Here is a 26,526-nt window from a genome sequence, read left to right as displayed (position 1 = left end):
TATAAAAATCACTGTGAGAGTTGTCAGTATGGGATTTTTAATTCGCAATGGATTATAGTAGAGTAATCCAAGATAATAAGGATTGAAATGTACATATATTGCGATAACAACAATCCTGAAACCTTCTGTCTGCAGTATCCAACATAATAAGGATTTAAAGATAATTGTGTAAGCCTTCAAATCTAGTCTTAGCGGGCTAGATTTATTTCTTTAGAGGGGGGGTATAAACTATTTTTAAATGGGAAGTAGAGGAATATTTATCGTTAATTCCTTTGTTTATTAGAGCAAAAATTAAAAATTATAAGATTAGAAATAAACTAAATAGTAAAAAAATCAGCTATGGTCCGCATGAGAGGCAGTATTTATTATATCTTCTGCCTGAAAAAGAAAAACGAAATTCTACTATATTTTTTATTCACGGCGGCGGGTGGAATAAAGGCAATCCTGAATTCTTCAAATTTATAGCTTATTATTTTGCAAGACATGGGTTTTCTACTATCATGCCTGCTTATAGATTGGTACCTGAGTTCAGATTCCCTAGCCAAGAAAATGATATATTTGCAGCTTGTAAAAAGAGTGTGGCAGAAATTAAAATTGAGAAGAATAATTTAATTATTGTTGGACAATCTGCTGGCGCGCAATTAGGTGCTTTACTTCTATTAAATAAGCGAAAACAGACAAGTTATGAAATAGCTCAAGATGATTTCACAGGTTTTCTTTCTATAAGTGGTCCTTTAGACCTTTCTCTGCCTTGTGTAAGTAAGAGGGCCGAAAAACTATTATCAGGATTTGTACCTACTCCAGATAAGAGAAAAAAGGCAAATCCAATTAATTATGTGGAAGAAGAGCTAAAAACGCCTGTTTTTTGTATTCATGGTGCTAAAGATCCTTTAGTGCCTAAAAAGCATTCGCTAAGATTTATAGAAGAAGTTAAATCAACAAGTAAAACAGAAGTTGAATTAGAGATTAAAAAAAGCAGACATCATTCTGATTTAGTGGAATTATTTTTGGATGAAGAAGAAAGTGAAGCAATGAGAGATTGGTTAATTAGAATTGATAAAAATCAAATCTAAAGAGAGAAGATTAAATTTGAAAATAATTTTTTAAAGATTTGCTCACCAGTAAAAAGGAATTGACTATTCAAATGAAGTATTGAATAATGTAGTAACTTCATAATAGACAGGAGTGAACAAAATGATCAAACAGTTGTTAATGAATTATTGGTGGGTCATTTTAATTATAATAATCGTCCTAATTATCTTAGCTGTGATAATTGGAAACTTGCAGTTCAAAAATAAAATCGCTAGAGAAAAAGAACTATTAATGAAATCATCCCAGCCAGAAGAGTCACCAGTAATTCGAGAAGAAGATTTAGCTAATCTACCATCACCGGTGAAAAAATGGCTGAAATCTGTCGGTGTAGTAAGACAAGAAAGAATTAAGGCAGTAACTTTTTCTCAGCGAGGAAAAATGAAATTAAAACCTGACCAAAAAAATTGGATAGATGCTGAAGCTAAGCAATATGTTAGAGTAGATGAGCCTGGATATTTGTGGCATGTTAATCTATCTATGCTGCCTCTAATTCACACTAAAGGACGAGACTTATTTTACCAAGGTAAAGGTTCTATGGAAATTCGGCTTGGATCTTTAATTCCGGTAGTTAATGTAAGTGATACTCCCAAACTAAATGAATCAGCACTGCATCGCTTTTTATTAGAACTAATGTGGTACCCCACTGCAGCCCTTGAAGACTATATAACTTGGGAAGCAATTGGTCAACGGAGTGCAAAAGCAGTACTATCTTATGCTGGAATGTCTGTTGAGGCTACTTTTTACTTTGAAGAAGATGGAAAACTGACTAAGATAGAAGCTATGCGTTATAAAGAAAGTGATGCAGATGCTGAAAGGCTACCTTGTGTTGGTGAAATTAAAGGATATATCAATGTTGACGGGTTAAAAATCCCGCATTTAATTGATGTAACTTGGGTTATTGATGGTGAAAATTTCACATGGTATCAACTTAAAAATCATGCTTTCAAGTTTGAAAGAAAATAAAAGCTAACTTCAAGAATTAATTCTTGAAGTTAGCTAATTATTAAATTCATTAATCGTGATGATCTTCTTCAGCATCTTCCTTAGTTTTATGGATTGTACCTCGAGGATGCTCTGGTGGTGCATAAATAGAATATAATTTCAGTGGTTTGCGACCTGTATTGACAAGATTGTGCCATTTGCCTGCCGGAATAAATATTGCATAGCCGGGATAAACTTCTGCTTTGAAATCTAACTGCTTTTTTCTATCGCCCATCATCACAGTTCCTCGCCCCTGTTCAATCCGAATGAATTGATCAAGATTAGAGTGGAGTTCTAATCCTATATCATCTCCGGGATTAATACTCATTAAAGTAAGTTGTAAATATTCACCTGTCCATAAAGCAATTCTAAAATAGTCATTTTGCCTGGTAGCTTCTTGAATATTAATGACAAAAGGACATAAGCCATAATCCTTTAACTTAGTTTTATGACGGGGATTGCGGGGGTTAATAATATAATCATCATACATAACAATCATTCCTCTCCTAAGATTTTTTTAATATTATATGTTAGTTGTTGAAGATTAGTTCTTAGATTAAGATATAATTAAGAATTTGATATTTTTTAGATGGAATAGTTAATGAGGATAGTAGCTTTAATTTCTTAAATAGTGAATTAATTAATTTAAAGGAATTTGTAAAAAAAGATAGAAATTAAGAGATAGGAAAAATAATTCTACAAAATATATAGGTTTGATAAAGCAATAAAAATATTGGTATATCTTGAACTTTATGTCGTATAGTGTTATAATATACTTACATTAAGTCGAATTATACATATTAATTCCATATAATAAAAATAGAAACTAATATTATCTCTCCATCAGTTTCTATTTTTTCTATAACTTTTATTAAAACTATTGAAAATATCATCTATCCATAACTTTTATAATTCTTAATAAGGTTTTAAAAATATATAATCTATATTTAGTTTTTGCAATATTATTTGTCTTAATTTTCAGAAAATTAAATCAACTATCACCTCCGAGTGTTATCTTCTAAGGGAAATTTACTACTAATTTCTAGGAAGAAACACCGCTAGGCCTTGAGAGAAATCTTAAGACCTCCCGTGCTTGGAAAGGAGAAATATATTAAGGAGGGGTTAAAGTGAAGATTTATCGAGTTAATATGACGGAAGGGAAAGTAAGTGAAGAAGAGGTTAAAGAAGAATATGCAGCTTTAGGAGGACGTGGTTTAACCTCGCAGATTATTGCTGATGAAGTAGACCCTAATTGTAATCCAATTGGTGAGAAGAATAAATTAGTAATTGCACCTGGATTATTATCTGGAACTATGGCACCTAGTTCAGGACGACTATCAGTAGGTACTAAAAGTCCACTAACTGAAGGTATTAAGGAGTCTAATGCTGGTGGAACGGCAGCCCAAAAATTAGGTAAATTACAGATAAAAGCAATCATAATTGAAGGGCAACCAGAAGAGGGTCAATTTTATGTGTTGAAGGTCAATAAAGATGGACTTGCATTAGAAGATGTATCTGATGATTTAATGGGTCAAGGTAATTATGAAGTGATGGAAAGTATTCAAGGTCAATTAGGAGAAGATGTTTGTGTAATGTCAATTGGACAAGCTGGAGAATATAAGTTACAGGCTGCTTCAATTGCTGTATCTGACCCTGAAGGTCATCCAACTCGGCACTGTGGACGTGGTGGTACAGGTGCAGTAATGGGGGCCAAAGGAATTAAGGCAATTGTAATTGATGATGATGGTGCTCCAGGTCCATACATGGATAATAGAGATGAATTTATTGAGGCGGCTAGAGATTTCACTCAGTCCTTATTAAATCATCCGGTCTGTGGTGAAGGGCTACCTGCTTATGGGACAGCAGTATTAATTAATATTTTAAATGAATCAGGTGGTTTACCAACTAAAAACTTCCGTAAGGGGCGCTTTGAAGGCGCAGATAAAATTAGTGGAGAAGAAGTAGCAGACATAATCAAAGAACGCAGTGGAAAGAATACTCATGGCTGTCATCCTGGCTGTGTAATGCAGTGTTCTCAAGTTTATAATGATAAAGATGGCGATTATTTAACTGCTGGATTTGAATATGAAACAATTTGGGGTTTTGGGGCCAATGCTGAAGTTGATGATATAGATGCGATTGCCCAAATGGACCGCATCTGTGATGATATCGGTGTTGATACAATAGAAATGGCTGTGACTATAGGAGTGGCAATGGAAGCAGGAGTTATTGAATTCGGAGACCCTGAAGGTGCCATTGATCTTTTAAAAGAGATTGGCAAAGGAACTCCTCTTGGTCGCATCATTGGTAATGGAGCTGGATTTACTGGCAAAGCCTTCGGTACAGATCGAGTCCCAGTAGTGAAAAATCAAGGTATCCCTGCTTATGATCCGCGAGCAGTTAAGGGACAAGGTGTAACTTATGCGACAAGTACTATGGGAGCTGATCATACTGCAGGTTATGCTGTAACTTCTAATATTCTTGATATTGGAGGTACTGTTGATCCATTAAGTAAAGAAGGACAAGTTGACTTATCTAGAGATTTACAGGTTGCTACAGCATCAGTAGATAGTACTGGATTATGTGTCTTTGCTGCTTTTGCAATTTTAGATAATGATAAAGCACTACCACAGGTAGTAGATATGCTTAATGCCCAGTATGGTTTAGAGTTAGAATTAGGTGATGTATTTGATTTAGGTAAATCAATTCTAAAGACAGAGCGAGATTTTAATAAGCGAGCTGGCTTTACTAATGCCGATGATCGCTTACCTAAATTCTTTGAAGAAGAAGCAGTACCACCGCATAATGTTAAATTTGATATAACTGGTGAAGAGCTTGACGAAGTTTATGGCGAATTAGATTAGGAGCGATAAAGATGAAAGTAACAGTTAAGTTGTTTGCGACTTTAAAAGAATTAATGCCCGAGGGCCAAAATCAGATGACAGTAGAAGTAGAGGATGAGGCTACAGTTGATGACTTGGCTCTACAGCTAGATATTCCTGAAGAGAAAGATTTAATCGTGAAAGTCAATGGCAGACACGGTAGTAGGAATACAGTTTTAGAAGCGGGAGATAGAGTTGGTATTTTTCCTCCTGTAGGTGGTGGATAAAGATAAATAAAAAAAAGGATAGAGGGTAATGCTTATTATCCTTTATCCTTTTTTCTATCTTGTTATGGAGGTTTTTCTAATGGATTTTTTAGAGCGCCAAAAGCCTATGTTTACTAAGCAAGAATTAGATATAATTTCTAACTCAACTGTATTAATAGCAGGTGTAGGAGGTTTAGGTACACATCAAGCTTTAGAATTACAGCGAGTGGGAGTAAATAAAATATATTTAATTGATAGTGATAAAATTGAGATGTCTAATTTGAATCGTCAAGTGTTATATGGTCAAGAAGATATAGGTAAATTTAAGGCACCGACTGCCAAAGAGAGTTTAGATAAATTTGCTTTAGGGACAGAAGTTACAGCTATTATAGAAGAAATTAGTGCAGAAACTGAAATTCCAGAAGACGTTGATTTAGTTTTAGATGCTCTTGATAATTTTGCTAGTAGATATCAATTAGAGAGTTTAGCAGCTGAATATAATCTACCACTGATTCACGGTGGAATTGATTCGTGGTATGGTCAGGTTACTACTATTGTTCCTGATGAAACCCCTAGTTTGCAAGAGATAGTGGGCGGAAAAAAAGAAGATAATGAAGTAATTCCAGCTTTCTCTCCTGTTGTGTCTGTGATTGCCTCCTTACAGGTAATTGAGGGGCTTAAAATTATTTTAGGTAGAGAAAATAATTTAAAGAACAAATTATTACTGATTGATCTAAATGATTATTCAATAAATGAAATTGAGCTATAATCTATACTTAATATTAATATTGCATTTATTTATAATTTAATACCTATGTTTTACCGTCTTCGAGCTTCTTGCTATTAAGCAAGCTAGCCGTTAGGGGTCAATTTTTTGGCCCTCCCATTGTGGAAAGAAGACAGGAAGGGCCAATCTGCCTAGTTCTGTCGGTGGATTGGTTTTTTATATTAAAAAACCTCCTTTCTGTAATAAATTTAAGAGGGGGATAAAGTTTATGAGAACTAAGAAAATGGCTATTTTAGTAATGGTGATGGTAGTAGTTACTGTTGTAGCTCAGACACAAGTTTCTGAAGCAGGACTGTTGGATATTTTTAGAGGTGATGATGGGGAAGAAGTAGAGAGATTGATCTTAGCAACAACTACTAGTACTGAAAATTCTGGTTTGTTAGAACAATTAATACCGGCTTTTGAAGAAAAGTATTCTTATCGGGTTGATGTAGTAGCCGTAGGAACTGGCAGAGCCTTACAACATGGTAGAGATGGTGATGCTGATGTACTAATGGTTCATGCTAAACCAGCTGAGTTAAGGTTTGTGGAAAACGGTTATGGAGTTAATAGAAAAGAAATTATGTATAATGATTTTGTGATATTAGGACCAAAGAATGACCCCGCTAATATTAAGGGTACAACCGATGCGTTAGAAGCCTTTAGAACAATTGCTGAAGAAGAAGCAACTTTTATTTCTCGTGGGGATAATTCAGGAACTAATAAGAAAGAATTAGGCATCTGGGAAGAAGCGGGAATTGACCCTAGCGGTGAATGGTATCAAGAGACTGGTCAAGGTATGGGATCAAGTATCACTATAGCAGACCAAAAGGATGCCTATATTTTAAGTGACCGCGGAACATATATAGCGTTTAGAGATAAGATTGATTTAGAAATTGTATCTGAAGGGGATGAAGTTTTTTATAATCTGTATGGAGTAATAGCAGTTAATTCTGATAAGCATCCTGATGTAAATTTTGAAGGTGCTCAAGCCTTTATTGATTATTTAGTTTCTGAAAAGGCGCAAAAGATTATTAGAGATTATAAAATGGACGGCGAAAGACTATTCAATCCTTTAAAACTTTAAATCTAAGCAGCTAAAGTCAGCAGTAAAATCTTACTGCTGACTTTATAACTCTAATGCTTTAAAATTATATTTGATTAAGTTTAAAGGGGGATAGTTTTTAAATGGACTACATTTTGGAAGGATTGAGTGCAGCATTACGATTATTATTCAATTTAAATCCAGAGATAAGAGAGATAGCTTTATTATCAATTATGGTTTCTACTAGTTCTACTTTGATAGCATCGCTACTTGGAATTCCCCTGGGGTTTGTAGTGGCTCATTATGACTTCCAAGGTAAAGGTATTATAATTACTATTTTAAATACTTTATTAAGTTTGCCCACTGTAGTAGTAGGATTACTTGTGTTTTCTTTTATTTCCAATCAAGGGCCACTGGGTAACCTTGAATTATTATATACTCCGCTAGGTATTATTATGGGACAGACTATTTTAGCTCTACCAATTGTAGTTACTCTATCGTTAAATGTAATTAAAGAATCTGAAGATAAGATTATTGATACTGCCTTATCATTAGGAGCCTCTAAAAAGCAGGCTATGATTTTATTATTTAAAGAAGTTAGATTTGGTATTTTAGGAGCAGTTATTACAGCTTATGGGCGAGTGATTGGAGAAGTAGGTCTCTCAATGATGGTAGGAGGAAATATTAGAAGAGTAACTAGAACTTTAACAACTGCTATTGCCATGGAAACTAGCAAAGGGGAGTTTGGCTTTGGCTTAGCTTTAGGAATTATTTTAATGACTATTGCCTTAGCTATAAATTTAGTACTGCATTACTTCCAGGAGGTTAGAACGTGATGGAGAAACAAATAATCTTAACTGTCCAGAATATAGTAAAATATTATGATAATCAAAAAGTACTGAATGCTATTGACTTAGAAGTAAGAGCCGGTACTGTTTTAGCATTAATGGGCCCTAATGGTAGTGGGAAAACTACTTTAATTAAGATCTTAAGCAGTTTAGAAGAAGCTGATAAGGGAGAAGTCTATTATCAAGGAGAGCTTATTAATAAAGAAAATAGTTTGAACTTTCGCCGCCAGATAGGATTCATTTGGCAGAAGACATTGCTATATAATGCTTCTGTTTACAATAATGTTGCTTTAGGTCTCCAGTTTAGAAACTACTCAGAAGATAAAATCAAAGATAAGGTAGATAGTACTTTAGATAGATTAGGTATAGTTGATTTAAAAGAAAGAAATGCTAAATCATTATCTGGGGGCCAACAACAGAAGGTATCAATTGCTAGAACTTTAGTTACAGACCCTCAGATTATTTTTATTGATGAACCTAATACTAGTCTTGACTTAGAGAGTATTGAGTTAGTAGAAAAAATAATTAAAGAAGAGTCGCAAGCTGGGGTTCCAATTGTATTAATCACTCATAATTTTTATCAAGCAAAGAATTTAGGAGATGAGATTATATTTATGAAAGAAGGAGAGAAGGTAACTCATGAAACACCTGCAGAATTTTTTGAACAGCGTGAAGAACTTTTGAGATATGTATAGCAGAATAGAATTCACTAAATAATGAGTTTCAGTGTGAGGAGGAATTTTTATGTCGGAATTAATGAACTTAATTGCAATAGATGAAGCAATAGAAACTTTAAATCAAGGATTAAATAGTGAGTTAACAACTGAGAAAGTTGCAATTACAGAAGCTGGGGGTAGAATATTAGCTCAAGATCTTAAAAGTGAGATTGATTTACCTCCCTTTTCACGTTCTACAATGGATGGTTATGCTCTAAAAGCAGAAGATACCTTTGGGGCTAGTGAAAACTTACCTGCCTATTTAGATGTAGTAGGAGAAGTAAAGATGGGAGAAAAAGCAGAAACAAAGATTAATTCTGGACAAGCAGTTGCAGTGCCAACGGGAGGGATGATGCCACCTGGGGCAGATGCTGTGGTAATGGTTGAATATACCGAAAAAATGGAAGAGGATGAGATTGAAGTTACTAAGTCTGTGGCAGTGGGGGAAAATATTGTTCAGCAGGGTGAAGATATAGCAGCGGGGGATTCTTTATTAGCTCAAGGTCACTTGCTGCGTTCGCAAGATATAGGTGCTTTAACAGGAATTGGGATTACCGAAGTAGAAGTTTTTGCTGTTCCACAAGTGACTGTGTTTTCGACTGGAGATGAATTGATTCCGCCGGAAGAAGAGCCGGAAATGGGTGAAATTAGAGATATTAATTCTTATGCTCTAGGAAGTCGAATTACTAAATTGGGAGCAACTGTTAATTATGGCGGTATTATTAGTGATCGAAAAGAGGAATTAATAACTAATTTAGAAGCTCAATTAGATAAAAGTGATTTGATTATTTTATCTGGAGGGAGTTCAGTAGGTATAAAAGATTTAACTATTGAAGTCTTAAATGAGTTAGGAGAGCCTGGAGTTTTAGTTCATGGAGTTTCTATTAAGCCGGGTAAGCCAACTATTTTAGCTATTATAGATGATACTCCAGTAATTGGTTTGCCAGGGCATCCAACTTCTGCAATGGTTGTATTTGAAATAGTGGTAGTGCCGATTATCCAAAAGTTAGCGGGAAGAAAAGAAGCAGAGATTAAAGTGCAAAGTCAAGTTTCGGCCAAATTGAGCCGCAATGTAGCATCTGCCCCAGGGCGTGAAGAGTACTTTCGCGTTAGTTTAGAAGAAAGAGATAATCAGTTGTGGGCTACTCCTAGTCTGGGTAAATCGAGCTTGATTACGACAATGGTGGAAGCAGATGGCTTAGCTAAAGTTGGATTAGGGACTGAAGGAGTTAAGCAAGGAGGTATGATTCCGGTAATATTATTTGATTAAGAGTAGTGGTTAAAGCTATGATGCTTGAGGATAATTAGCATGAAGATAGTTAGGGAGGGTAAAATATGGAGCGGAATATATATTTAGATAATATAGCAGTTGAGGATGCTCAAGATAAATGGTATGACAATTTAGAAATTGAAACTGCGGTAGAAACAATAGATGTACGAGAAGCTCGGGGACGTATTACAGCACAAGCTATCAGATCAAATCTATCAGCGCCTCATTATCATGCTTCAGCAATGGATGGTATTGCTGTTGTAGCTGCAGATACAGCAGGAGCTTCGGAAAAGAATCCAATTAGTTTAGAACAAGGAACAGATTATCAAATGATTGACACCGGTGAAGCAGTCCCTGATAAGTTTAATGCTGTAATTATGATTGAAGATGTGAACCAAGTTGCCGAAGATAGAGTAGAAATTGAAGTGGGGGCTACTCCCTGGCAGAATATTAGAACAGTAGGAGAAAGTTTAGTTCAGGGAGAGTTAATTCTGCCTACGAATCATAAATTAACTGCGCATGATATTGGGTTAGTATTAGAAGGTGGTGTGACTGAAATTGAAGTTTACCATCGGCCTGTTGTAGAAATAATTCCGACGGGGACAGAATTAGTAGAGCCTGGAACTTCTTTAGAACCAGGAGAAATAATAGAGTATAATTCCCATGTCTTATGTAATTTAGCTGAACAATGGGGCGGGCGAGGAGTTAAAACAGAGATTATAGCTGATGATTATGAACTGATTAAAACTCAGGTTGAACAAGCAGTTGCAGAGAAAGATTTAGTAGTTATTACTGCTGGCTCTTCAGCGGGACGAGAGGATTATACTGCTCAGATTGTAGATGATTTAGGAGAAGTTTTAGTGCATGGGGTTAGTATGAAACCTGGTGGCCCAGTAGTCTTAGGAACGATTAGAAATACTCCGGTAATAGGAGTGCCTGGTTATCCTGTGGCTGCAGCTTTAACTTTTAGATTGTTTGTACGTCCCTTATTGTATCAATTAGCAGGAGATGAGGTACCGGAAGTTAAAAAGGTAACTGCTAAATCAGCTGCAAAAGTCGTTTCTAAGTTGGGGGCTCGAGAATATGTGCGGGTGAAATTAACTCAGTTAGAGGGAGAACAGAGGGCAGTCCCTTTGGCTCGAGCTTCAGGACAGATGGGTTCTTTGGTCGAGGCTGATGGATTAATGGCTATTTCAGAATTTAGCGAAGGAGTTACCCGGGGTGCAGAGATGGAAGTGGAGCTGTTAAATGAAGGAATGCATCCTGCAGATACTTTAGTAATGAGCGGCAGTAATGACTTAACTTTGGATATTGTGAAGAATGAGTTGGCCCAAAAGAAGGTTGATTTTATAACTAAATCGACTGGAAGTCTTGGAGGTTTAACAGCCTTAAAGAGAAAAGAAGCGCATTTAGCTGGAGCACATTTGCTTGATACTGAGACAGGAGAGTATAATCATGCTTATGTTGAGAAACACCTACCTAATCGCGATACGTACTTAGTAAATTTGGTCTACCGTCAGCAGGGGTTAATGCTGCGTAAAGAAGATGCTGATAGGTTACAGAAGATTAAAGATTTAGCAACTAGTGACCTGTTATTTATTAATCGTCAGCGAGGAGCAGGGACAAGAGTTTTATTTGATTATAAATTAGAAGAAGCTGGGATTAATCCACAAGAAATCAACGGTTATGACCGAGTGGAATATACCCATATGACTTTAGCTGCAGCAATAGCAAATGGAGGTGCAGATGTAGGGCTAGGAGTCTTAGCAGCTGCTCAGGCCTTTGATCTGGAGTTTATTCCCGTGGCTGAAGAGAGATATGACTTGATAATTCCTAAAAAATATGAGAACGATAAGCGGATCCAAAAATTATTAGAAGTAATTCGCAGTCAGCAATTTAAAGAAGAAGTGCTTTCTTTATCAGGTTATCGAACAGCTAAAACAGGGCAGGTGATGGAGAATGACTGAATTTAGTGATCAATATGGTCGTATAATAGATTATTTACGGATTTCAATTACTGATAGATGTAATTTACGCTGTCGTTACTGTATGCCGGCTGAAGGAGTAGAGAATATCTCTCATGATGAAATTTTAAGTTATGAAGAGATAGCAGAAATAGTTGCAGCAGGAGCAGATCTCGGGATTAAGAAAATTAGGTTAACTGGGGGAGAACCTTTAGTAAGAAAAGGAGTGCCTGATTTAGTAAGGATGTTAAATCAAATTGCTGGGATTGAAGAGATTGCAATGACAACTAATGGTATTTTACTACCTCAATCTGGTGCAGAGTTAGTAAAAGCTGGTTTAGAGCGAGTGAATATTAGTTTGGATACGCTACAAGAAGAGAAATTTAAAAAGATAACTCGTTTTGAGCAATATCAAGAAGTTCTAACTGGAATTGAAACTGCTTTAGAGGTGGGATTAGCTCCCGTTAAAATTAATGTAGTAGTGATGAAGGGCATTAATGATGATGAAATACTTGATTTTGTTAATCTAAGTAAAAAATATAATGTCCATGTCAGATTTATTGAATTTATGCCTTCGGGAAATAAGAAACTAGAACAGGAAAAACGTTACTTAGGAATTGATAAAGTTAAAGAAATAATTAAGAAAGAAGAACAGTTACTCCCGACAGAATTTAATACCGGAAATGGTCCAGCTTATTATTATCAGGTAGGAGATAGTTTAGGTTCCATTGGTTTTATTAATGCAATTAGCAATCATTTTTGTAGTGATTGTAATCGCCTGCGTTTAACTGCTACTGGACAATTAAGACCTTGTTTATTTAGCGAAGAGGAGATAGATTTAAGTGAAGCCTTAGCAGAAGGCAAAGAGGCAATTAAAAATAAATTCATTGCAGCAGTAGGGCAAAAACCTGTTGGTCATTCTTTAAATAATGAGACAGAGTTTTTAACAAATATGTCTCAGATTGGGGGCTAAAAATGGATAAATTTAGTCATTTTGATGAGCAGGGTCGGTCGAGAATGGTTGATGTGAGCGAAAAAGAAGATACTAAAAGAATTGCGGTAGCTAAAGGAGAGGTTAAAGTTAGTGCTAAAACATTAGAATTGATTAAAGATGATGAAATAGAAAAAGGGGATGTGCTAGAAGTAGCTCGTGTAGCAGGAATTATGGGAGTAAAAAAGACTCCAGATTTGATTCCGATGTGTCATCCATTAGCGGTAAGTGGGATTGATATTGAATTTAAGATTATAGATACAGAAGGAATTATAGAGATTATAGCTACTACTAAAATAACTGCTAAAACAGGAGTAGAGATGGAATCATTAACGGCTGTCTCAACGGCTGCCTTGACTATTTATGATATGTGTAAAGCAGTTGATAAAGCAATGGAAATTGGCGAGATTAAGTTATTAAAGAAAACAGGTGGTAAGAGTGGGACTTATCTATCTGATGAATTAGTAGGAAAGATAGCTGCTATTTATCGGGGAGATGAGCGTGGTCAACCTAAAGAGAAAATAGAGTCGGTTACAATCCAGCAGGATTATGGTTTAGAAGGTGATATTCATGCTCAAACTGGAAAACATCAAGTGAGTCTCTTAGCCGTTGATTCAGTGACTAAATATGCTAATCCTGAAGTGGAATTAGGTACTTTTGAGGCTAATATAATTACTGAAGGAATAGATTTGTTTAAGTTGCAGTTAGGTACTAAATTGAAGTTAGGTTCAGATATTATTTTAGAGATAAAGCAAATTGGAAAAGATGACCAGAGGATGGAAGACCATTACCTTGCTATGTATCAAGAAGGAATTTTTGCTAGGGTCTTAGAAGGTGGAGAACTAAAAACTGGCGATAGATTAGAGGTTTTATTATAAAAGGGGGGATAATAGTGAGTGAGAATCATAAGATAGAAAAAAATAATTGGGGCCAAGTGATTGCTATCTGCCGCAGTGAAGAAAAGGGAGAAGCTAAAACTGAGATTGAAGCAGGTTATTTAAAGGAAAACTATGGTCTGAAAGGTGATGCCCACGCTGGAGATTGGCACCGTCAAATCAGTCTCTTAGGCCAAGAAGATATTGATGAGATGAGAGCTCAGGGCCTAGAATTAGAGGCTGGTGCTTTTGGAGAGAATATTGTAACTAAGGGATTAGAATTATATGAATTACCGATTGGAAGCAGATTAAAGATTGGGGATGAAATTTTATTAGAAGTAACTCAAATTGGGAAAGAATGTCATGACCGCTGCGAGATTTATCAGCAAGTAGGAGACTGTATTATGCCGAAACGAGGTATTTTTGCTAAAGTATTAGCAGGGGGCAAGATAGAGAGTGATCTTTTAATTGAGGTGATGCTAAATGATTAAAGTAGGGGTCTTAACTTTAAGTGACAGCGGGGCAGCAGGAGAGCGGAAAGATGAAAGTGGTCCAGTAATAGAGAAAGCTGTGCAGGAGATTGATGGTCAAGTGGATTATTATCAAGTGCTACCTGATAATAAAAAAATGATTATTGATGAGCTTCATAAAATGGCAGTTGACTTAAAGCTACATTTGATTTTAACTACTGGTGGCACAGGTTTAGCTCCAACAGATGTAACTCCTGATGCGACAAAAGAGGTGATTGAGAAAGAAGTGCCGGGGATTCCAGAAACTATGCGGGCAGAGAGTTTAAAAAAGACTCGTAAAGCTATGTTATCTAGGGCTGTAGCAGGAGTTAAAGGGGAATCTTTAATCATTAATCTGCCGGGGAGTCCTAAAGCAGTCCAAGAATGTTTAGAAGTGATTTTAGAAGTGATACCTCATGCAGTGGAATTATTACAAGATGAAGTAGAAGATTGTGCTCGAGAATAATTAATAAGGAGTGCTAATTATGGTAGCAATGATTGCTATAGTGGGTTGGTCTAATTCAGGGAAGACTACTTTTATTACTAAATTGATACCAAAGCTTAAAAACAAAGGTTACAAAGTAGCTACAATTAAACATAATGCTCATAAATTTAAAATTGATAAAGCAGGTAAAGATAGTTGGCGTCATCGAGAAGCAGGAGCAGAAACAGTTGTTTTATCTTCACAGGAGAAAGTTGCAATGATTAAAGAAGTTGAAACAGAAGTCAAAGTAGAAAAATTAGTGGAACAATATATAGATGATAGTTTTGACTTAGTGATTATAGAAGGATATAAGACAGGACAAGTACCTAAAATAGAAATTTTTAGACCGGGAGAATATGATGAATTTGCTGTTCCAGAAGATGAGGTATTAAAGAGAATTATTAACTCTGAGCAAAGTAGAGAAGAAGATATATATAATGAAGAGTTAGATGAAGTAGTAAAATTGATTGAAAGAGATATTTTAGATAAAGGAAGGGAGTGAAATAAGATGAAAGAAGTATTAACTTCAAAATCTGAAGATACGATAGAAGTTAGGGGTTTTGGAGATCTTAGAGAATTATTTCATCAACGGGATTGGCCACTGCCAATCTACTTTAAGTTAGATGGGGAAGAATCTGATATTGAATTAGCTAAAGATTTAGATTTACCGTTAGAAAAAATAGAATCTGTAGTTATAAATGGGAAAGCGACTCCTTTTGGGAAAGGAATGATTGGCCCTGGAGATCGGGTAGCTTTTGTGCCTCCCGGCACTCCTGGACCTTATCGAGCGATGTTGGGAATGATAGAAGAATAATATATAGTTTGAATAAATTCAGCCTTGAAAGGCTGAATTTATTTTGTCTCTATAAGTAAAATACAAGAATTGATGGATGAAAATTTAATCTTTCTATTATAATAGTAAACAGGGAGAGGATAGTTTTTAAATTGTAGTTGAGCAATTACTGTAAAAAGCTTTCTCACTCAGGTAAATTTCTTAAAGTATGTCTAAAGCTCACTTCCATATTATGAGGATAAGCTAGAATTTAAATATAATCCTTTAGATGATGTAGTTAAAGGGAAACTAAGGTTAGTAGGGCGTAAGAAACTAATCCATGGTTATGGTTATATTGATGATTATTTATTTAAGAAATTAGCAGATGAAAAGGTGGCAAAACCTTATAAAGTTTATTCAAATTGGAATTATTATCTTAAAGATAGTATTAGTCTTTTAAAAACTGAAGTAGATTATTCAAAATATTGGTATTGGAAAGAGTTTTGTATTTAATAATTAAGCTAAAGTTGATATAATTTAATTGCTATAATAAAATTAACTTATATTTACGGAGGAAATAATATGGATTATTCAGAACAACAATTAGCTGTTATATCAGCCCAACAAGATAATATATTACCGATAACGTCTGTTTGTAATTTAGACTGTAAATTCTGCAGTCATAAAGGCAATCCTAAGGAACTCAAAACTTTTTCTAGCGGGCATCGGCCTTTAAATGAGGTTAAGAATATGATAGATTTTTTATCTGCTGAGAGAAAGATTATTATTGGTGAATCAGCGACTAAGATTGAAGAAGGGGAACCTTTTACTCATCCTCAGTTTCAAGAGATCATTCAATTGCTGCGGGAGGAATTCCCCAAAACGACAATTCAACTTACTACTAATGGCAGTAGATTGAAACAGAATAATGTTGAGTTTTTAAATCAAATAGATAACGTAGAACTAAATATTTCTCTCAATAGTGCGACTATAGAGGGTAGAGAAGAGTTAATGAATGACTTAAGTGCTGGAGTAGTCTTAGAGGGGATTAAGAAATTAAATGAATTAGAGATAGATTATCACGGTAGTATTGTTGCAATGCCGCATTTAGTAGGTTGGTCTAATTTAGAAGAGACCATAGCCTTCTTTAATCAGTATGGGGCTCAAACTTTACGAGTGTTCTTACCTGGTTATACTAAACATAGTCCTAAAGATATAAAATTTGATTTAAATTTGTGGGAAGAATTAGGGGAGTTTATCAGTGACTGTAATTCTCGTTATGGAGTGCCGGTAATTTTAGAACCAGCGCAGGTAGATGACTTAAAGGCAGTAGTTAATGGAATAATAGTTGATTCTCCGGCTGCTAAAAGTAAATTGCAGCGGGGAGATCAGATACTTAAAGTTGCAGGAAAAGAAGTTCAAACTAGAGTTGATGCTTTTAATAGATTAGTAGATTCTGCTGATCCTGAAGTAGTAATCAAGCGAGAAGAAGAACAAAAATTTGTAATTAAAAAAGAAGCTGGAGTTAAATCAGGTGCAGTGCTGCATTATGATTTGGCCCCTCAGTTTTTTCAAAATTTAAAACAAGTGATCAAGGACTATCAAGCCCAGTCAGTATTATTATTAACTTCAGAATTAGCAAAAGATAGGATAGAACAAGCAGTGAAACAGATGGAATTAGATGATATAATAGATGTAAAAGTCGTAAGGAGTAGTTTTTTTGGTGGTTCCATCTTAAGTGCTGGATTATTGACAGTTAGAGATTTTAAGATAGAGCTAAAAAAGTATGGAACTGATTTAGAGCAATTTGATTTAGTACTGCTTCCTGAAACTTCATTTGATTTTCGTGGCTTTGATTTAGAGGGAGTTAGTTATCATCAATTAGAAGAAGATTTAGGAATTGAGGTTGAATTATTGCGTTAATCTTGGGTAAAGTAATAAAGAAATTATATCTTTTAACTACGAAGGGAAGTGAAAACAATGAAAGTAGTAGTTATTGGAGCAGGAATGGTAGGAAGTGCAGTCACAGGACGTTTATTATCTCTAGGTTCAATTTCAAAGATATCACTCTTAGATAAAAATGAAGAAAAAGCTAAAGGCGAAGTAATGGATTATTCGCACACTACTGCTTATAATTATAATCCCAGTGCTACATTAGAAGTTGGAGATTATAGTGACTGTGCCGAAGCAGATTTGATTATTTTAACTGCCGGGCCAAGCGTCAAGGAAGGGCAGTCGCGCCGAGATTTGGCTAAAATAAATAGTGAGATAACTACCGATATTATGAGTCAAGTTATGGAATATACTACAGATGCGATTATTATTCCTGTTACTAATCCTGTCGATATAGTTGCTTATAGTGCTGTTAAAGCCGGTTATGAGCGCCAAAAAGTGATTGGGACAGGGACTTTAGTAGATAGTGCGCGGTTAATGCGAATTATAGCTAATGAATATGAATTAGATCCGAAGAATGTATTTGGGTATTTATTAGGAGAACACGGCGAGTCTTCATTTGTACCGTGGAGTATAGCAGGAATCTGTGGTTATAACTTTGATACTTTTGCTCAGATTAGAGGTTTGGATGTCTGCCTTAATAAACCTGAAATAGTAGAAGAAGTTAAAAGTATTGGATTTGATATTTGGCAGAAGAAAGGATTTACTAACCATGGGATTGCTGCTGGAGTAGAAAGAATTGTCAAAGCTATTTCTATAGATGAAAAAGCTGTGCTTCCTGTTTCAGTTTATTTAGAGGGCGAGTATGAGATTGAAGATGTTGCCTTAAGTATTCCCTGTGTGATAGGAGAAAATGGAATAGAAAAGATACTAGAATTTCCACTTCAGGAAGAAGAATTAGAGCAATTACATCAATCAGCTGAGTCATTGCAGAAAACAATTAAAGAAATATAGACTAGCACCGATTTAGTTTTTAGCTTTCAGTAATAAGTAAAAACTGTGCCGCATGACATTTATTCATGGGGCACAGTTTTTTGATTTTGACTTTGTTTTTAGGTCATAGTTTATAGCTTATAACTTAATTAGTTAAAGCTTGAATTGGAGCTGGAATCCGTCCCCCGCGGTTAACGAACTGGTCAGAACTAAAGTCACTCACTTCCATAATTGGAGCAGTTCCTAATAGTCCCCCGAATTCTACTTCTTCGCCTACTTTTTTGCCTGGGGCAGGGATAATTCTTACAGCAGTAGTCTTCTTATTAATCATTCCAATTGCCATTTCATCAGAGATAATAGCGGATAGTGTTTCTGCGGATGTATTACCTGGCACAGCAATCATATCTAAACCGACTGAACAAACTGAAGTCATAGCTTCTAATTTTTCTAGACTTAAAGAACCAACCTCAGTTGCTTCAATCATACCTTGGTCTTCACTGACAGGAATAAAAGCGCCACTTAACCCACCGACAGATGAGGAAGCCATGGAACCACCTTTTTTAACAGCATCATTTAATAGTGCTAGCGCTGCAGTAGTACCGTGGGTCCCGCATGATTCTAAGCCCATCTCTTCTAAAATATTAGCTACGCTATCTCCAACGGCTGGAGTAGGAGCTAAAGATAGGTCAACAATTCCAAATGGGATGTCCATCATGTCAGAAGCAGTATCGCCGACTAATTCACCCATTCTAGTAATTTTAAAAGCAGTGCGTTTTATTTTATCAGATAATTCATTAAAGCTACTGCTTTCAGGCATTTCTTCTAAAGCGCGTTTAACTACTCCCGGCCCACTTACACCAATATTTAGTACAGCTTCTGGTTCACCTGTGCCGTGAAAAGCACCTGCCATAAATGGATTATCTTCTGGTACATTACAGAAAGTAACCAACTTTGCTGCACCTAAACCATCATCTTCTGCTGTAGCTTCAGCAGTTTCTTTAATAATTTGGCCCATTTCTAAAACAGCATCCATGTTGATACCTGCTTTAGTAGAAGCTACATTAACTGAAGAACAAACTCTATCAGTAGTTGCTAAAGCTTTAGGGATGGATTGCAATAAATTTCTTTCCCCACTGGTATAGCCTTTATGAATCAAAGCGGAAAAACCACCGATAAAGTCAACTCCGACTTCTTTAGCAGCTTTATCTAAAGTTTGAGCAATGGAGCTATAATCAGTTTCTTCACAAGCATTAGCTACAATTGAAATTGGTGTGACAGAGATTCTTTTATTAACAATAGGCATGCCAAATTTGGCTTCAATTTTATTAGCTGTATCTACTAAATTTTCAGCTGTAGAAGTTACTTTTTCATAGATATTTTCTTTTAAGACTTCAATATCAGGGTGGGCACAATCGCGGAGATTAATACCTAAGGTAATAGTCCGGATATCAAAATTTTCCTGTTTAATCATCTTAACTGTTTCTAATATTTCTCCGGTATTAAATAGCAAAATATCACTCCTTTCTCTAATCCTTATATTCTATGCATATAGCGGAATACTTCTTCATGCTGTAGCATGATTTTTACTTCTAATTCTTGACCTTTCTCTTCTAATTCTTGATTTAGAGTTTCAAAATCTGTATCTAAATTATCTAATTCGACTAACATAATCATTGTAAATAGATCTTCTAATAATGTTTGGCTAATATCAGCAATATTAGCATTATGTTTAGCTAATAGATTACTTACTTCAGATACAATTCCTACTTTGTCACTACCTAAGACTGTAACAACTGCTCTTTCTTTTCCCTGCTCTTGTTCTTCAGTCATAATTTACCCCCTTTATATAATAATAAAGACATAGCTATTAAATAATATATGAATAATTTAATTTACATCTTATATTATTTGCTTGTGAATGTCAATTAAGAGTAAAGTCTGTATTTTAATCTGAAAGTAAAACAGGAAAAAAGATGACAGTAGAGAATAATAAATTTATTAAGTAGTAATTTAGAAAGGAGTTTATAATATTGAATTCTAAAAAAGAAAAAACAATCATTGTTTTATTGTTGGGGTTTTTATTCTTAAGTGGATGGACTCCTGTTACAGCCGCTAGTGAGAAGATTACTATTAATAAAGCTAATGTCCAGCAGGGTGGTTTAATCAAAGTAACAGTGCCCTATGATTTAAAAGAAGGGCAGGTATTATTTGCCGGCAATGATTATGATTTTAAAACTGAAAAAAATAAAGCTGTAACGTTAGTCCCTGTTTCCTATTGGTTAGAGACTAAAAGATATAAATTATCTGTAGTTAATAAGGAAAAACAAGTGCTAAAAAAGTGGTCTATTAATGTGCAGGATGGTGATTTTGATAAAAGCTATTTGAAGGTTGATAAAGAAAATCAAGAAAAAGTAAAGCCTACTGATCCTAAACGTCAAAAAAGACGAAAACAGGATAAAAAGTTGGTCTATCAAGCCCGAATAGCAAGCAGTTCTGAGCGACTATGGACTAAATCATTTATCCGTCCGATAGCTGAAGGAAGAGTTAGTACTGGATTTGGTGCCACTCGTTATCATAATGGAAATTTAGCTAATCGACATAGTGGAATAGATATTGCTGTGCCTGCAGGTACTCCTATCAAAGCAACTAATGCGGGAAAAGTAGTGTTAGCTGATGATCTTTTAGCTACAGGGAATACGATAATTAGTGACCATGGCTGGGATGTTTTTTCTTCTTATTTACACTGTAGTGAACTAAAAGTTAAACGAGGTGATAAAGTAGAACAGGGAGCAGTGATTGGGTTAGTAGGAGATACTGGTTTTTCTACAGGATCTCATTTGCATTGGTCGATGTCAATTGGACGAATTTTTATAAATCCGGCAGATTTTATTAGATTAAAGCTATAGTAAGTAAATTTTAGCTAAGGATGCAAATTCAAAATCTCTTTTAGATTTCAAACTAATCAGAAACCACTAAAATAATTGTTTATTTAAGAAAAACAGAGTTATAGCTATCTAATCAATTTAAATCGACTATAAAGAGCAATAACAGCTAAGGGTTCGACTTGATTTTCTCTAATGAGTCGGTTATTATTATTTATGTAATAATTAGCACTCGATAAAAGTGAGTGCTAACAAAGAAAAGAGTTAATTTAATTACATAAAGGGAGGGTTACTAATGGATATTAAGCCTTTAGGTGATCGAGTAGTAATTCAAAAGGTAGAAGCAAAGGAAGAAAAGACAAAAGGTGGCATTGTAATTCCAGATAGTGCGCAAGAAGAACCGCAAGAAGGAAAGGTAGTTGCTGTTGGCCCAGGTAAAAAGTTAGATAATGGTGAAGTTGCTGAACCAGAAGTAGCAGAAGGAGACGTTGTAATTTATAATGATTACGCAGGAAAAGAGCTAAAGAGAAACGGAAAAGAATATTTAGTAGTTAGTGAAAGTGATATTTTAGCAATTGTAGAGTAATCAATTATAGATTGAAAAAGAATAAAAATTTAAATCTCGATTTAAATATAAGTTAATAAAATTTTAAGGAGGGTTACATATGGCAAAAGAAATAAAGTTTGGTGAAACAGCGCGACATGAGTTAGAAGATGGAGTTAATTCTTTAGCTGATTCTTTAAAAGTAACATTAGGTCCAAAAGGACGTAATGTAGTTTTAGAACAAGGATTTGGAGCACCATTAATCACTAATGATGGTGTAACAATTGCTAAAGAAATTGAACTAAAGAATAAATTTGAAAACATGGGTGCTCAAACTGTTAAAGAAGTTGCTACTAATACTAATGATGCTGCAGGTGACGGTACTACTACTGCAACAGTATTAGCACAAGCAATCTTTAATGAAGGTCTTAAAAATGTAGCTGCAGGTGCTAATCCAATCGGATTAAGAAGAGGTATTCATAAAGCAGTAGATACTGCAGTTAGCGAAATTCAAAAGGTAAGTAAACCTGTTGAAGATAGAGATTCTATTTCTCAAGTTGCTTCTATTTCTGCTGGCAACAATGATGAAGTAGGAGAATTAATTGCAGATGCAATGGAAGAAGTAGGAGAAGACGGAGTTATTTCTGTTGAAGAATCTAAAACAATGGGTACTGACTTAGAAGTTGTAGAAGGTATGCAGTTTGATAAAGGATACCTTTCTCCATATATGGTAACTGATGATGAGCAGATGATTGCTGATTTAGATGATCCATATATCTTAATGACTGACCAAGAAATTAGTTCTGTACAAGAGATTGTTCCGCTATTAGAGCAGGTTGCTCAAGAAAATAAACCACTATTAATTATTGCTGATGATGTTGAAGGTGAAGCATTAGCTACATTAGTAGTGAATAAAATTAGAGGAACATTTGACTGTGTAGCAGTTAAAGCACCAGGATTCGGTGACAGAAGAAAGCAGATGCTAGATGACATTGCAGACTTAACTGGTGGACAGTTAATTACTGAAGATATCGGTATGTCTCTAGAAAATGCTGATATGAGCATGTTAGGTCAAGCTCATAGCGTAAAAGTTACAAAAGATGATACTACTATTGTAGATGGTGCTGGAGATGAAAAGAATATTGAACAGAAGATTTCTCAGCTGCGCCGTCAAATTGAAAATACAGATTCTGACTTTGAAAGAGAAAAGTTAGAAGAAAGATTAGCTAAGTTAGCTGGTGGAGTAGCAGTAGTTAAAGTTGGAGCTGCTACAGAAACTGAAATGAAAGAAAAGAAATTAAGAATTGAAGATGCATTAAATGCTACTCGAGCTGCAGTTGAAGAAGGTATTGTAGCTGGTGGTGGAACAGTATTATTAGATGTTCTACCTGTACTAGAAGATCTAACAGAAGAACTAGAAGGAGATGAAGCTACTGGTGCTGATATTGTAAGAAAAGCACTAGAAACCCCTCTAAGATTAATTGCTGATAATGCAGGATATGAAGGTGCAGTAATTGCAGAGAAAGTTAAGCAGAAGGAAGATGGAATTGGATTCGATGCTTATACTGGTGAATTTGTAAATATGCTTGAAAATGGAATCGTTGATCCAGCTAAAGTAACTCGTTCTGCTCTACAAAATTCTGCTAGTGCAGCTTCTACACTACTAACTACTGAAGCAGTTGTAGCAGATAGAGACGACGAAGATGATGATAATGACGGTGGCGCTCCTGCCGGCGGTGGAATGCCAGGCGGTATGGGCGGCATGGGAGGAATGGGTGGACTTGGAGGAATGATGTAACTCCTCCCCCCATTTTCTAGCCGCATATTATAGATTATTTAAAAGCTCTCGCTTCACGGCGGGGGCTTTTTTATTTTTTTTGAGTGTATAATCCAATAGATTTTAGTTGGTTGTTAATTGTTGAAGGGGAGATGCTGAACACCGGGATTAAACGAGCATTTGCTCATTTCGTCTTGACATAAGTTCATAATTTTTATATAATTACTTTGCGATAAGGAAAATCATTTTCATTTATTTATAAAATTTAGCAGGACTAAAAATTTTACTTTTAATTGAAAACTGTTTTCAATAAAGAACTGTCTGGGAAGTAAGAAACGAACTATTAAATAGTGGGGGGATTAACAATGAAAAAAATGACTTTACATCAATTAAATGCAGATCAAGCCGGAACAGTATTAGAAATTAATGGCGGCTGTGGTTTAGAAGAAAAATTGAATAATTTAGGAATCAGACCAGGCAAAGAAATAGTAAAAATAAATGAATCCTTTATTGGGGGACCAGTGACAGTGCAAATAGATCACACTAAAGTGGCTGTTGGTCACGGAATGGCTGAAAAAATAATAGTGGAGGTTGCATAGCATGAATATCCTCTTAATGGGTAATCCCAATGTAGGGAAAAGTGTTATCTTTTCTAAATTAACAGGAACTAATGTGACTGCTTCTAATTATTCAGGGACAACTGTTGAATATACCGAGGGCCAAAGAAACTGGCGCGGTGAAATGGTTGATGTTATTGATGTGCCGGGGACTTATACCTTAGACCCGACTAATGAAGCAGAAGAAGTAGCAGTTGATATGTTGGATAAAGGAGATTTAGTAGTTAATGTCTTAGATGCAACAAATTTAGAACGTAATTTAAATTTGACGCTGCAGTTATTAGAACGAGATATACCGGTAATTGTAGTGCTTAATATGTGGGACGAAGCTGAACATAAAGGAATTGAGATTGATATCGAAAAGTTAGAAGAATATTTAGGAGTGCCGGTGATTACTACTGCTGCTGTAAAAAATCGCGGTATTAAAGATATAACTTATCACTTTGATTATCGAGAAGTAGTTGATAGTGATTATGGTAGTACGGAAGAACGGTGGGCACATATTGGTGAGATTATTGAAAATACTCAGCATATTCAAGACCGTAAGCACACATTCCTAGAATGGTTTGAAGATGCTACCGTTAAGCCACTGACTGGGATTCCAATTGCCATTATATTTATGTACCTATCATTTATGATTATCCGCTTTATTGGTGAAGGACTAATTGCTAATGTAACTGAGCCATTATTTGAAATATTTTATCGTCCAGTGGTAACACAATTAAGTCAGATCCTAGGAGCAGAAACATTTCTCCACAAATTACTAATTGGTAATTTGATTAGCGGAACGATAGACTTTGGTCAATCATTTGGAATTTTAACTACAGGAATTTTTATTCCTTTTGCAGCAGTATTACCCTATATTATAGCTTTTTATTTCATGTTAGGTTTATTAGAAGATACAGGATATTTACCTCGGTTAGCTACTTTAGTAGATAATATTATGCACCGGGTCGGATTACACGGTTTCTCAATTATTCCTATGATTTTAGGATTAGGTTGTAATGTGCCGGCAGCATTGGCAGTCCGTAATTTGGATAGTAAACGGGAAAAATTTATTGCTAGTACCTTAATGGCTATCTCGGTTCCTTGTATGGCACAAATTGCTATGATTTTTGGCTTGTTAGGACCGTATGGAGGACAGTATTTACTTCATATATTCTTAATTTTAATAATGGTCTGGTTTACAGTCGGATTATTGATGGATAAATTGATGCCGGGCTTTAGTTCTGATTTACTGCTGGAAATACCACCATTTAGAATTCCAAGTATGACAACAGTTTTGAAAAAATTATGGATGCGAATTATTAGCTTTTTAGAAGAAGCAATTCCTTATATGTTATTTGGGGTTTTAATTGCCAATTTACTTTATATATTAGGAGTTTTTGATTTTTTAGCTACTACATTTGGCCCGTTCTTAAATCAAGTTTTTGGTTTGCCGCAAGAAGTTATTACTGCATTATTGATTGGATTTTTGCGTAAAGATTTAGCAATGGGCATGTTGGCCCCATTAAATTTAACAGCCAAACAGCTAGTAGTCGCTAGTACGGTGTTGACTATTTATTTTCCTTGTGTAGCTACTTTTGTAGTCTTAATTAAAGAACTAGGAATTTTTGCAATGATGAAATCAGCTGGAATAATGTTACTTACAACTTTAACTGTCGGTGGATTTGTTAATTTCGCCTTCCAAGGCGGTAGTTTTTCATTACTAGGCTGGATAATTATTGTTGGTTTATTAATAGCAATTAGATATATTCCTTCCTTTGGTTCAGACTTTGAAGAACGATTAGAAGCTTAATCAATCAGAGCACTAAAATGGGCGTAAGCCCATTTTTTTCTTTTACCTAAACATATTTTAAGAGCAGCTTAACTTCCAACTCTTCATTAGCTACTACCCACTAATTAGTAACTGTTCCTGATAATGTGAAAAATTTAACTTTCATCTTGACATTCTTCATAAATCCCAATATAATTTAAGTGAAGTGAAATAGAAAATCATTTTCAATTACTTAAAGCTAGGTAAAATTGAATAGATGAAGCATAAATTATTTTTTTGATTTTTGTTGATAATGGATTTCAAAATCAATCCAAGGAGGGGAGATTGGTGGAAAACATTATGTTTAGTAAAATTAGTGAATTTTTAACTGGAGGCGAAAAAGCAGTAGAAACTTCCCGCAATACGGTAATTAATTTAGCAGAAGCAGAGACTAATACAGAATATGTGATCAAAGAGATTAAAACTGATGATGAAGAACTAAAGAAATTTTTATTTACTTTAGGTTGTTATGAAGGAGAAACTGTCACATTAATCTCTATTTTAGCTGAAAATTATGTGATTAATGTTAAGGATTCAAGATATAGTATTGATAAGAATTTAGCTGAGGCGATTATTATTTAGTAAATAGTAAAGAGTAAATAG

General features: G+C 35.1%; 27 protein-coding genes and 1 riboswitch. Of the genes, 24 read left to right on the top strand and 3 right to left on the bottom strand.

Annotated features, from left to right (window positions below; translation table 11 throughout):
- The first annotated feature begins 272 nt into the window (after positions 1-272).
- Both JOC47_RS12520 and JOC47_RS12515 read left to right on the top strand, forming a co-directional pair.
- A complete protein-coding gene (locus JOC47_RS12520; protein ID WP_204702427.1) occupies positions 273-1,073 on the top strand; it encodes an alpha/beta hydrolase fold domain-containing protein in 801 nt (266 codons plus the stop codon).
- A 121-nt stretch (positions 1,074-1,194) separates the two neighbouring features.
- On the top strand, positions 1,195-2,055 hold the full coding sequence (locus JOC47_RS12515; protein ID WP_204702426.1) for a DUF6920 family protein: 861 nt from the start codon (positions 1,195-1,197) through the stop codon (positions 2,053-2,055).
- Positions 2,056-2,104: 49 nt separating this feature from the next.
- Here the strand turns inward: JOC47_RS12515 and JOC47_RS12510 are convergent, their stop codons facing one another.
- On the bottom strand, positions 2,105-2,563 hold the full coding sequence (locus JOC47_RS12510) for a cupin domain-containing protein (protein ID WP_204702458.1): 459 nt from the start codon (positions 2,561-2,563) through the stop codon (positions 2,105-2,107).
- Positions 2,564-3,063: 500 nt separating this feature from the next.
- Positions 3,064-3,193, top strand: a riboswitch (molybdenum cofactor riboswitch).
- A 7-nt stretch (positions 3,194-3,200) separates the two neighbouring features.
- Between JOC47_RS12510 and JOC47_RS15935 the strand changes: the two genes are divergently transcribed.
- The 16 genes from JOC47_RS15935 to JOC47_RS12430 all read left to right on the top strand — a co-directional run bounded on the left by JOC47_RS15935 (position 3,201) and on the right by JOC47_RS12430 (position 18,308).
- A complete protein-coding gene (locus JOC47_RS15935; protein ID WP_204702425.1) occupies positions 3,201-4,937 on the top strand; it encodes an aldehyde ferredoxin oxidoreductase C-terminal domain-containing protein in 1,737 nt (578 codons plus the stop codon).
- An 11-nt stretch (positions 4,938-4,948) separates the two neighbouring features.
- On the top strand, positions 4,949-5,182 hold the full coding sequence (locus tag JOC47_RS12500) for a MoaD/ThiS family protein (protein ID WP_204702424.1): 234 nt from the start codon (positions 4,949-4,951) through the stop codon (positions 5,180-5,182).
- A 79-nt stretch (positions 5,183-5,261) separates the two neighbouring features.
- Complete coding sequence (locus JOC47_RS12495) at positions 5,262-5,930, top strand: HesA/MoeB/ThiF family protein (RefSeq protein WP_204702423.1); 669 nt, start codon at positions 5,262-5,264, stop codon at positions 5,928-5,930.
- A gap of 226 nt (positions 5,931-6,156) precedes the next feature.
- Entirely contained in the window at positions 6,157-7,014 is an 858-nt protein-coding gene (locus JOC47_RS12490) for an ABC transporter substrate-binding protein (protein WP_204702422.1), read from the top strand.
- A 101-nt stretch (positions 7,015-7,115) separates the two neighbouring features.
- The gene (locus JOC47_RS12485) at positions 7,116-7,808 is read left to right on the top strand and encodes an ABC transporter permease (protein ID WP_204702421.1); all 693 of its coding nucleotides are present in this window, start codon (positions 7,116-7,118) and stop codon (positions 7,806-7,808) included.
- Complete coding sequence (locus tag JOC47_RS12480; protein WP_204702420.1) at positions 7,808-8,515, top strand: energy-coupling factor ABC transporter ATP-binding protein; 708 nt, start codon at positions 7,808-7,810, stop codon at positions 8,513-8,515. The genes JOC47_RS12485 and JOC47_RS12480 overlap by 1 nt, the downstream gene beginning before the upstream one ends.
- Positions 8,516-8,564: 49 nt before the next feature.
- Positions 8,565-9,806 (top strand): molybdopterin molybdotransferase MoeA, encoded by a 1,242-nt coding sequence (locus JOC47_RS12475; protein ID WP_204702419.1) that lies wholly within the window; start codon positions 8,565-8,567, stop codon positions 9,804-9,806.
- A gap of 65 nt (positions 9,807-9,871) precedes the next feature.
- A complete protein-coding gene (locus JOC47_RS12470) occupies positions 9,872-11,773 on the top strand; it encodes a molybdopterin biosynthesis protein (protein ID WP_204702418.1) in 1,902 nt (633 codons plus the stop codon).
- Positions 11,766-12,743, top strand: coding sequence for a GTP 3',8-cyclase MoaA (gene moaA / locus JOC47_RS12465; protein ID WP_204702417.1), 978 nt, complete (start codon positions 11,766-11,768; stop codon positions 12,741-12,743). The genes JOC47_RS12470 and moaA overlap by 8 nt, the downstream gene beginning before the upstream one ends.
- A 2-nt stretch (positions 12,744-12,745) precedes the next feature.
- Positions 12,746-13,639: a cyclic pyranopterin monophosphate synthase MoaC gene (gene moaC, locus JOC47_RS12460; protein ID WP_204702416.1), complete on the top strand. Its 894-nt coding sequence runs from the start codon at positions 12,746-12,748 to the stop codon at positions 13,637-13,639.
- 14 nt (positions 13,640-13,653) lie between these two features.
- Positions 13,654-14,127, top strand: a complete 474-nt coding sequence (locus JOC47_RS15575) for an MOSC domain-containing protein (protein ID WP_338035353.1) — start codon at positions 13,654-13,656, stop codon at positions 14,125-14,127.
- On the top strand, positions 14,120-14,611 hold the full coding sequence (locus JOC47_RS12450; protein WP_204702415.1) for a MogA/MoaB family molybdenum cofactor biosynthesis protein: 492 nt from the start codon (positions 14,120-14,122) through the stop codon (positions 14,609-14,611). The genes JOC47_RS15575 and JOC47_RS12450 overlap by 8 nt, the downstream gene beginning before the upstream one ends.
- Positions 14,612-14,630: 19 nt before the next feature.
- Positions 14,631-15,131 carry a molybdopterin-guanine dinucleotide biosynthesis protein B gene (gene mobB / locus JOC47_RS12445; protein ID WP_204702414.1) on the top strand — a complete coding sequence of 167 codons (501 nt, stop codon included), beginning with the start codon at positions 14,631-14,633 and terminating at the stop codon, positions 15,129-15,131.
- Between the two features lie 6 nt (positions 15,132-15,137).
- Entirely contained in the window at positions 15,138-15,443 is a 306-nt protein-coding gene (locus JOC47_RS12440) for a MoaD/ThiS family protein (RefSeq protein ID WP_204702413.1), read from the top strand.
- Positions 15,444-15,983: 540 nt separating this feature from the next.
- A complete protein-coding gene (locus JOC47_RS12435; protein WP_204702412.1) occupies positions 15,984-17,324 on the top strand; it encodes a DUF512 domain-containing protein in 1,341 nt (446 codons plus the stop codon).
- A gap of 57 nt (positions 17,325-17,381) precedes the next feature.
- Positions 17,382-18,308, top strand: coding sequence for an L-lactate dehydrogenase (locus JOC47_RS12430; protein ID WP_204702411.1), 927 nt, complete (start codon positions 17,382-17,384; stop codon positions 18,306-18,308).
- Between the two features lie 124 nt (positions 18,309-18,432).
- Here the strand turns inward: JOC47_RS12430 and JOC47_RS12425 are convergent, their stop codons facing one another.
- Positions 18,433-19,797 (bottom strand): PFL family protein, encoded by a 1,365-nt coding sequence (locus JOC47_RS12425; protein ID WP_204702410.1) that lies wholly within the window; start codon positions 19,795-19,797, stop codon positions 18,433-18,435.
- Positions 19,798-19,820: 23 nt separating this feature from the next.
- On the bottom strand, positions 19,821-20,117 hold the full coding sequence (locus tag JOC47_RS12420; protein WP_204702409.1) for an ACT domain-containing protein: 297 nt from the start codon (positions 20,115-20,117) through the stop codon (positions 19,821-19,823).
- Between the two features lie 200 nt (positions 20,118-20,317).
- Between JOC47_RS12420 and JOC47_RS12415 the strand changes: the two genes are divergently transcribed.
- The 6 genes from JOC47_RS12415 to JOC47_RS12390 all read left to right on the top strand — a co-directional run bounded on the left by JOC47_RS12415 (position 20,318) and on the right by JOC47_RS12390 (position 26,505).
- Positions 20,318-21,193, top strand: a complete 876-nt coding sequence (locus tag JOC47_RS12415; RefSeq protein WP_204702408.1) for a M23 family metallopeptidase — start codon at positions 20,318-20,320, stop codon at positions 21,191-21,193.
- Between the two features lie 271 nt (positions 21,194-21,464).
- On the top strand, positions 21,465-21,755 hold the full coding sequence (gene groES / locus JOC47_RS12410; RefSeq protein WP_204702407.1) for a co-chaperone GroES: 291 nt from the start codon (positions 21,465-21,467) through the stop codon (positions 21,753-21,755).
- A 79-nt stretch (positions 21,756-21,834) separates the two neighbouring features.
- Entirely contained in the window at positions 21,835-23,511 is a 1,677-nt protein-coding gene (gene groL, locus JOC47_RS12405; protein ID WP_204702406.1) for a chaperonin GroEL, read from the top strand.
- A gap of 344 nt (positions 23,512-23,855) precedes the next feature.
- Entirely contained in the window at positions 23,856-24,089 is a 234-nt protein-coding gene (locus JOC47_RS12400; protein WP_204702405.1) for a FeoA family protein, read from the top strand.
- A 1-nt stretch (position 24,090) separates the two neighbouring features.
- A complete protein-coding gene (locus JOC47_RS12395; protein WP_204702404.1) occupies positions 24,091-25,905 on the top strand; it encodes a ferrous iron transporter B in 1,815 nt (604 codons plus the stop codon).
- Between the two features lie 387 nt (positions 25,906-26,292).
- Positions 26,293-26,505, top strand: a complete 213-nt coding sequence (locus tag JOC47_RS12390) for a FeoA family protein (RefSeq protein ID WP_439109077.1) — start codon at positions 26,293-26,295, stop codon at positions 26,503-26,505.
- Positions 26,506-26,526 lie beyond the last annotated feature (21 nt).

The sequence above is a fragment of the Halanaerobacter jeridensis genome, from assembly GCF_016908315.1.
GTDB classification, from domain to species: Bacteria; Bacillota; Halanaerobiia; order Halobacteroidales; family Halobacteroidaceae; genus Halanaerobacter; species Halanaerobacter jeridensis.
This window is presented reverse-complemented; position numbering and strand designations above follow the sequence as displayed.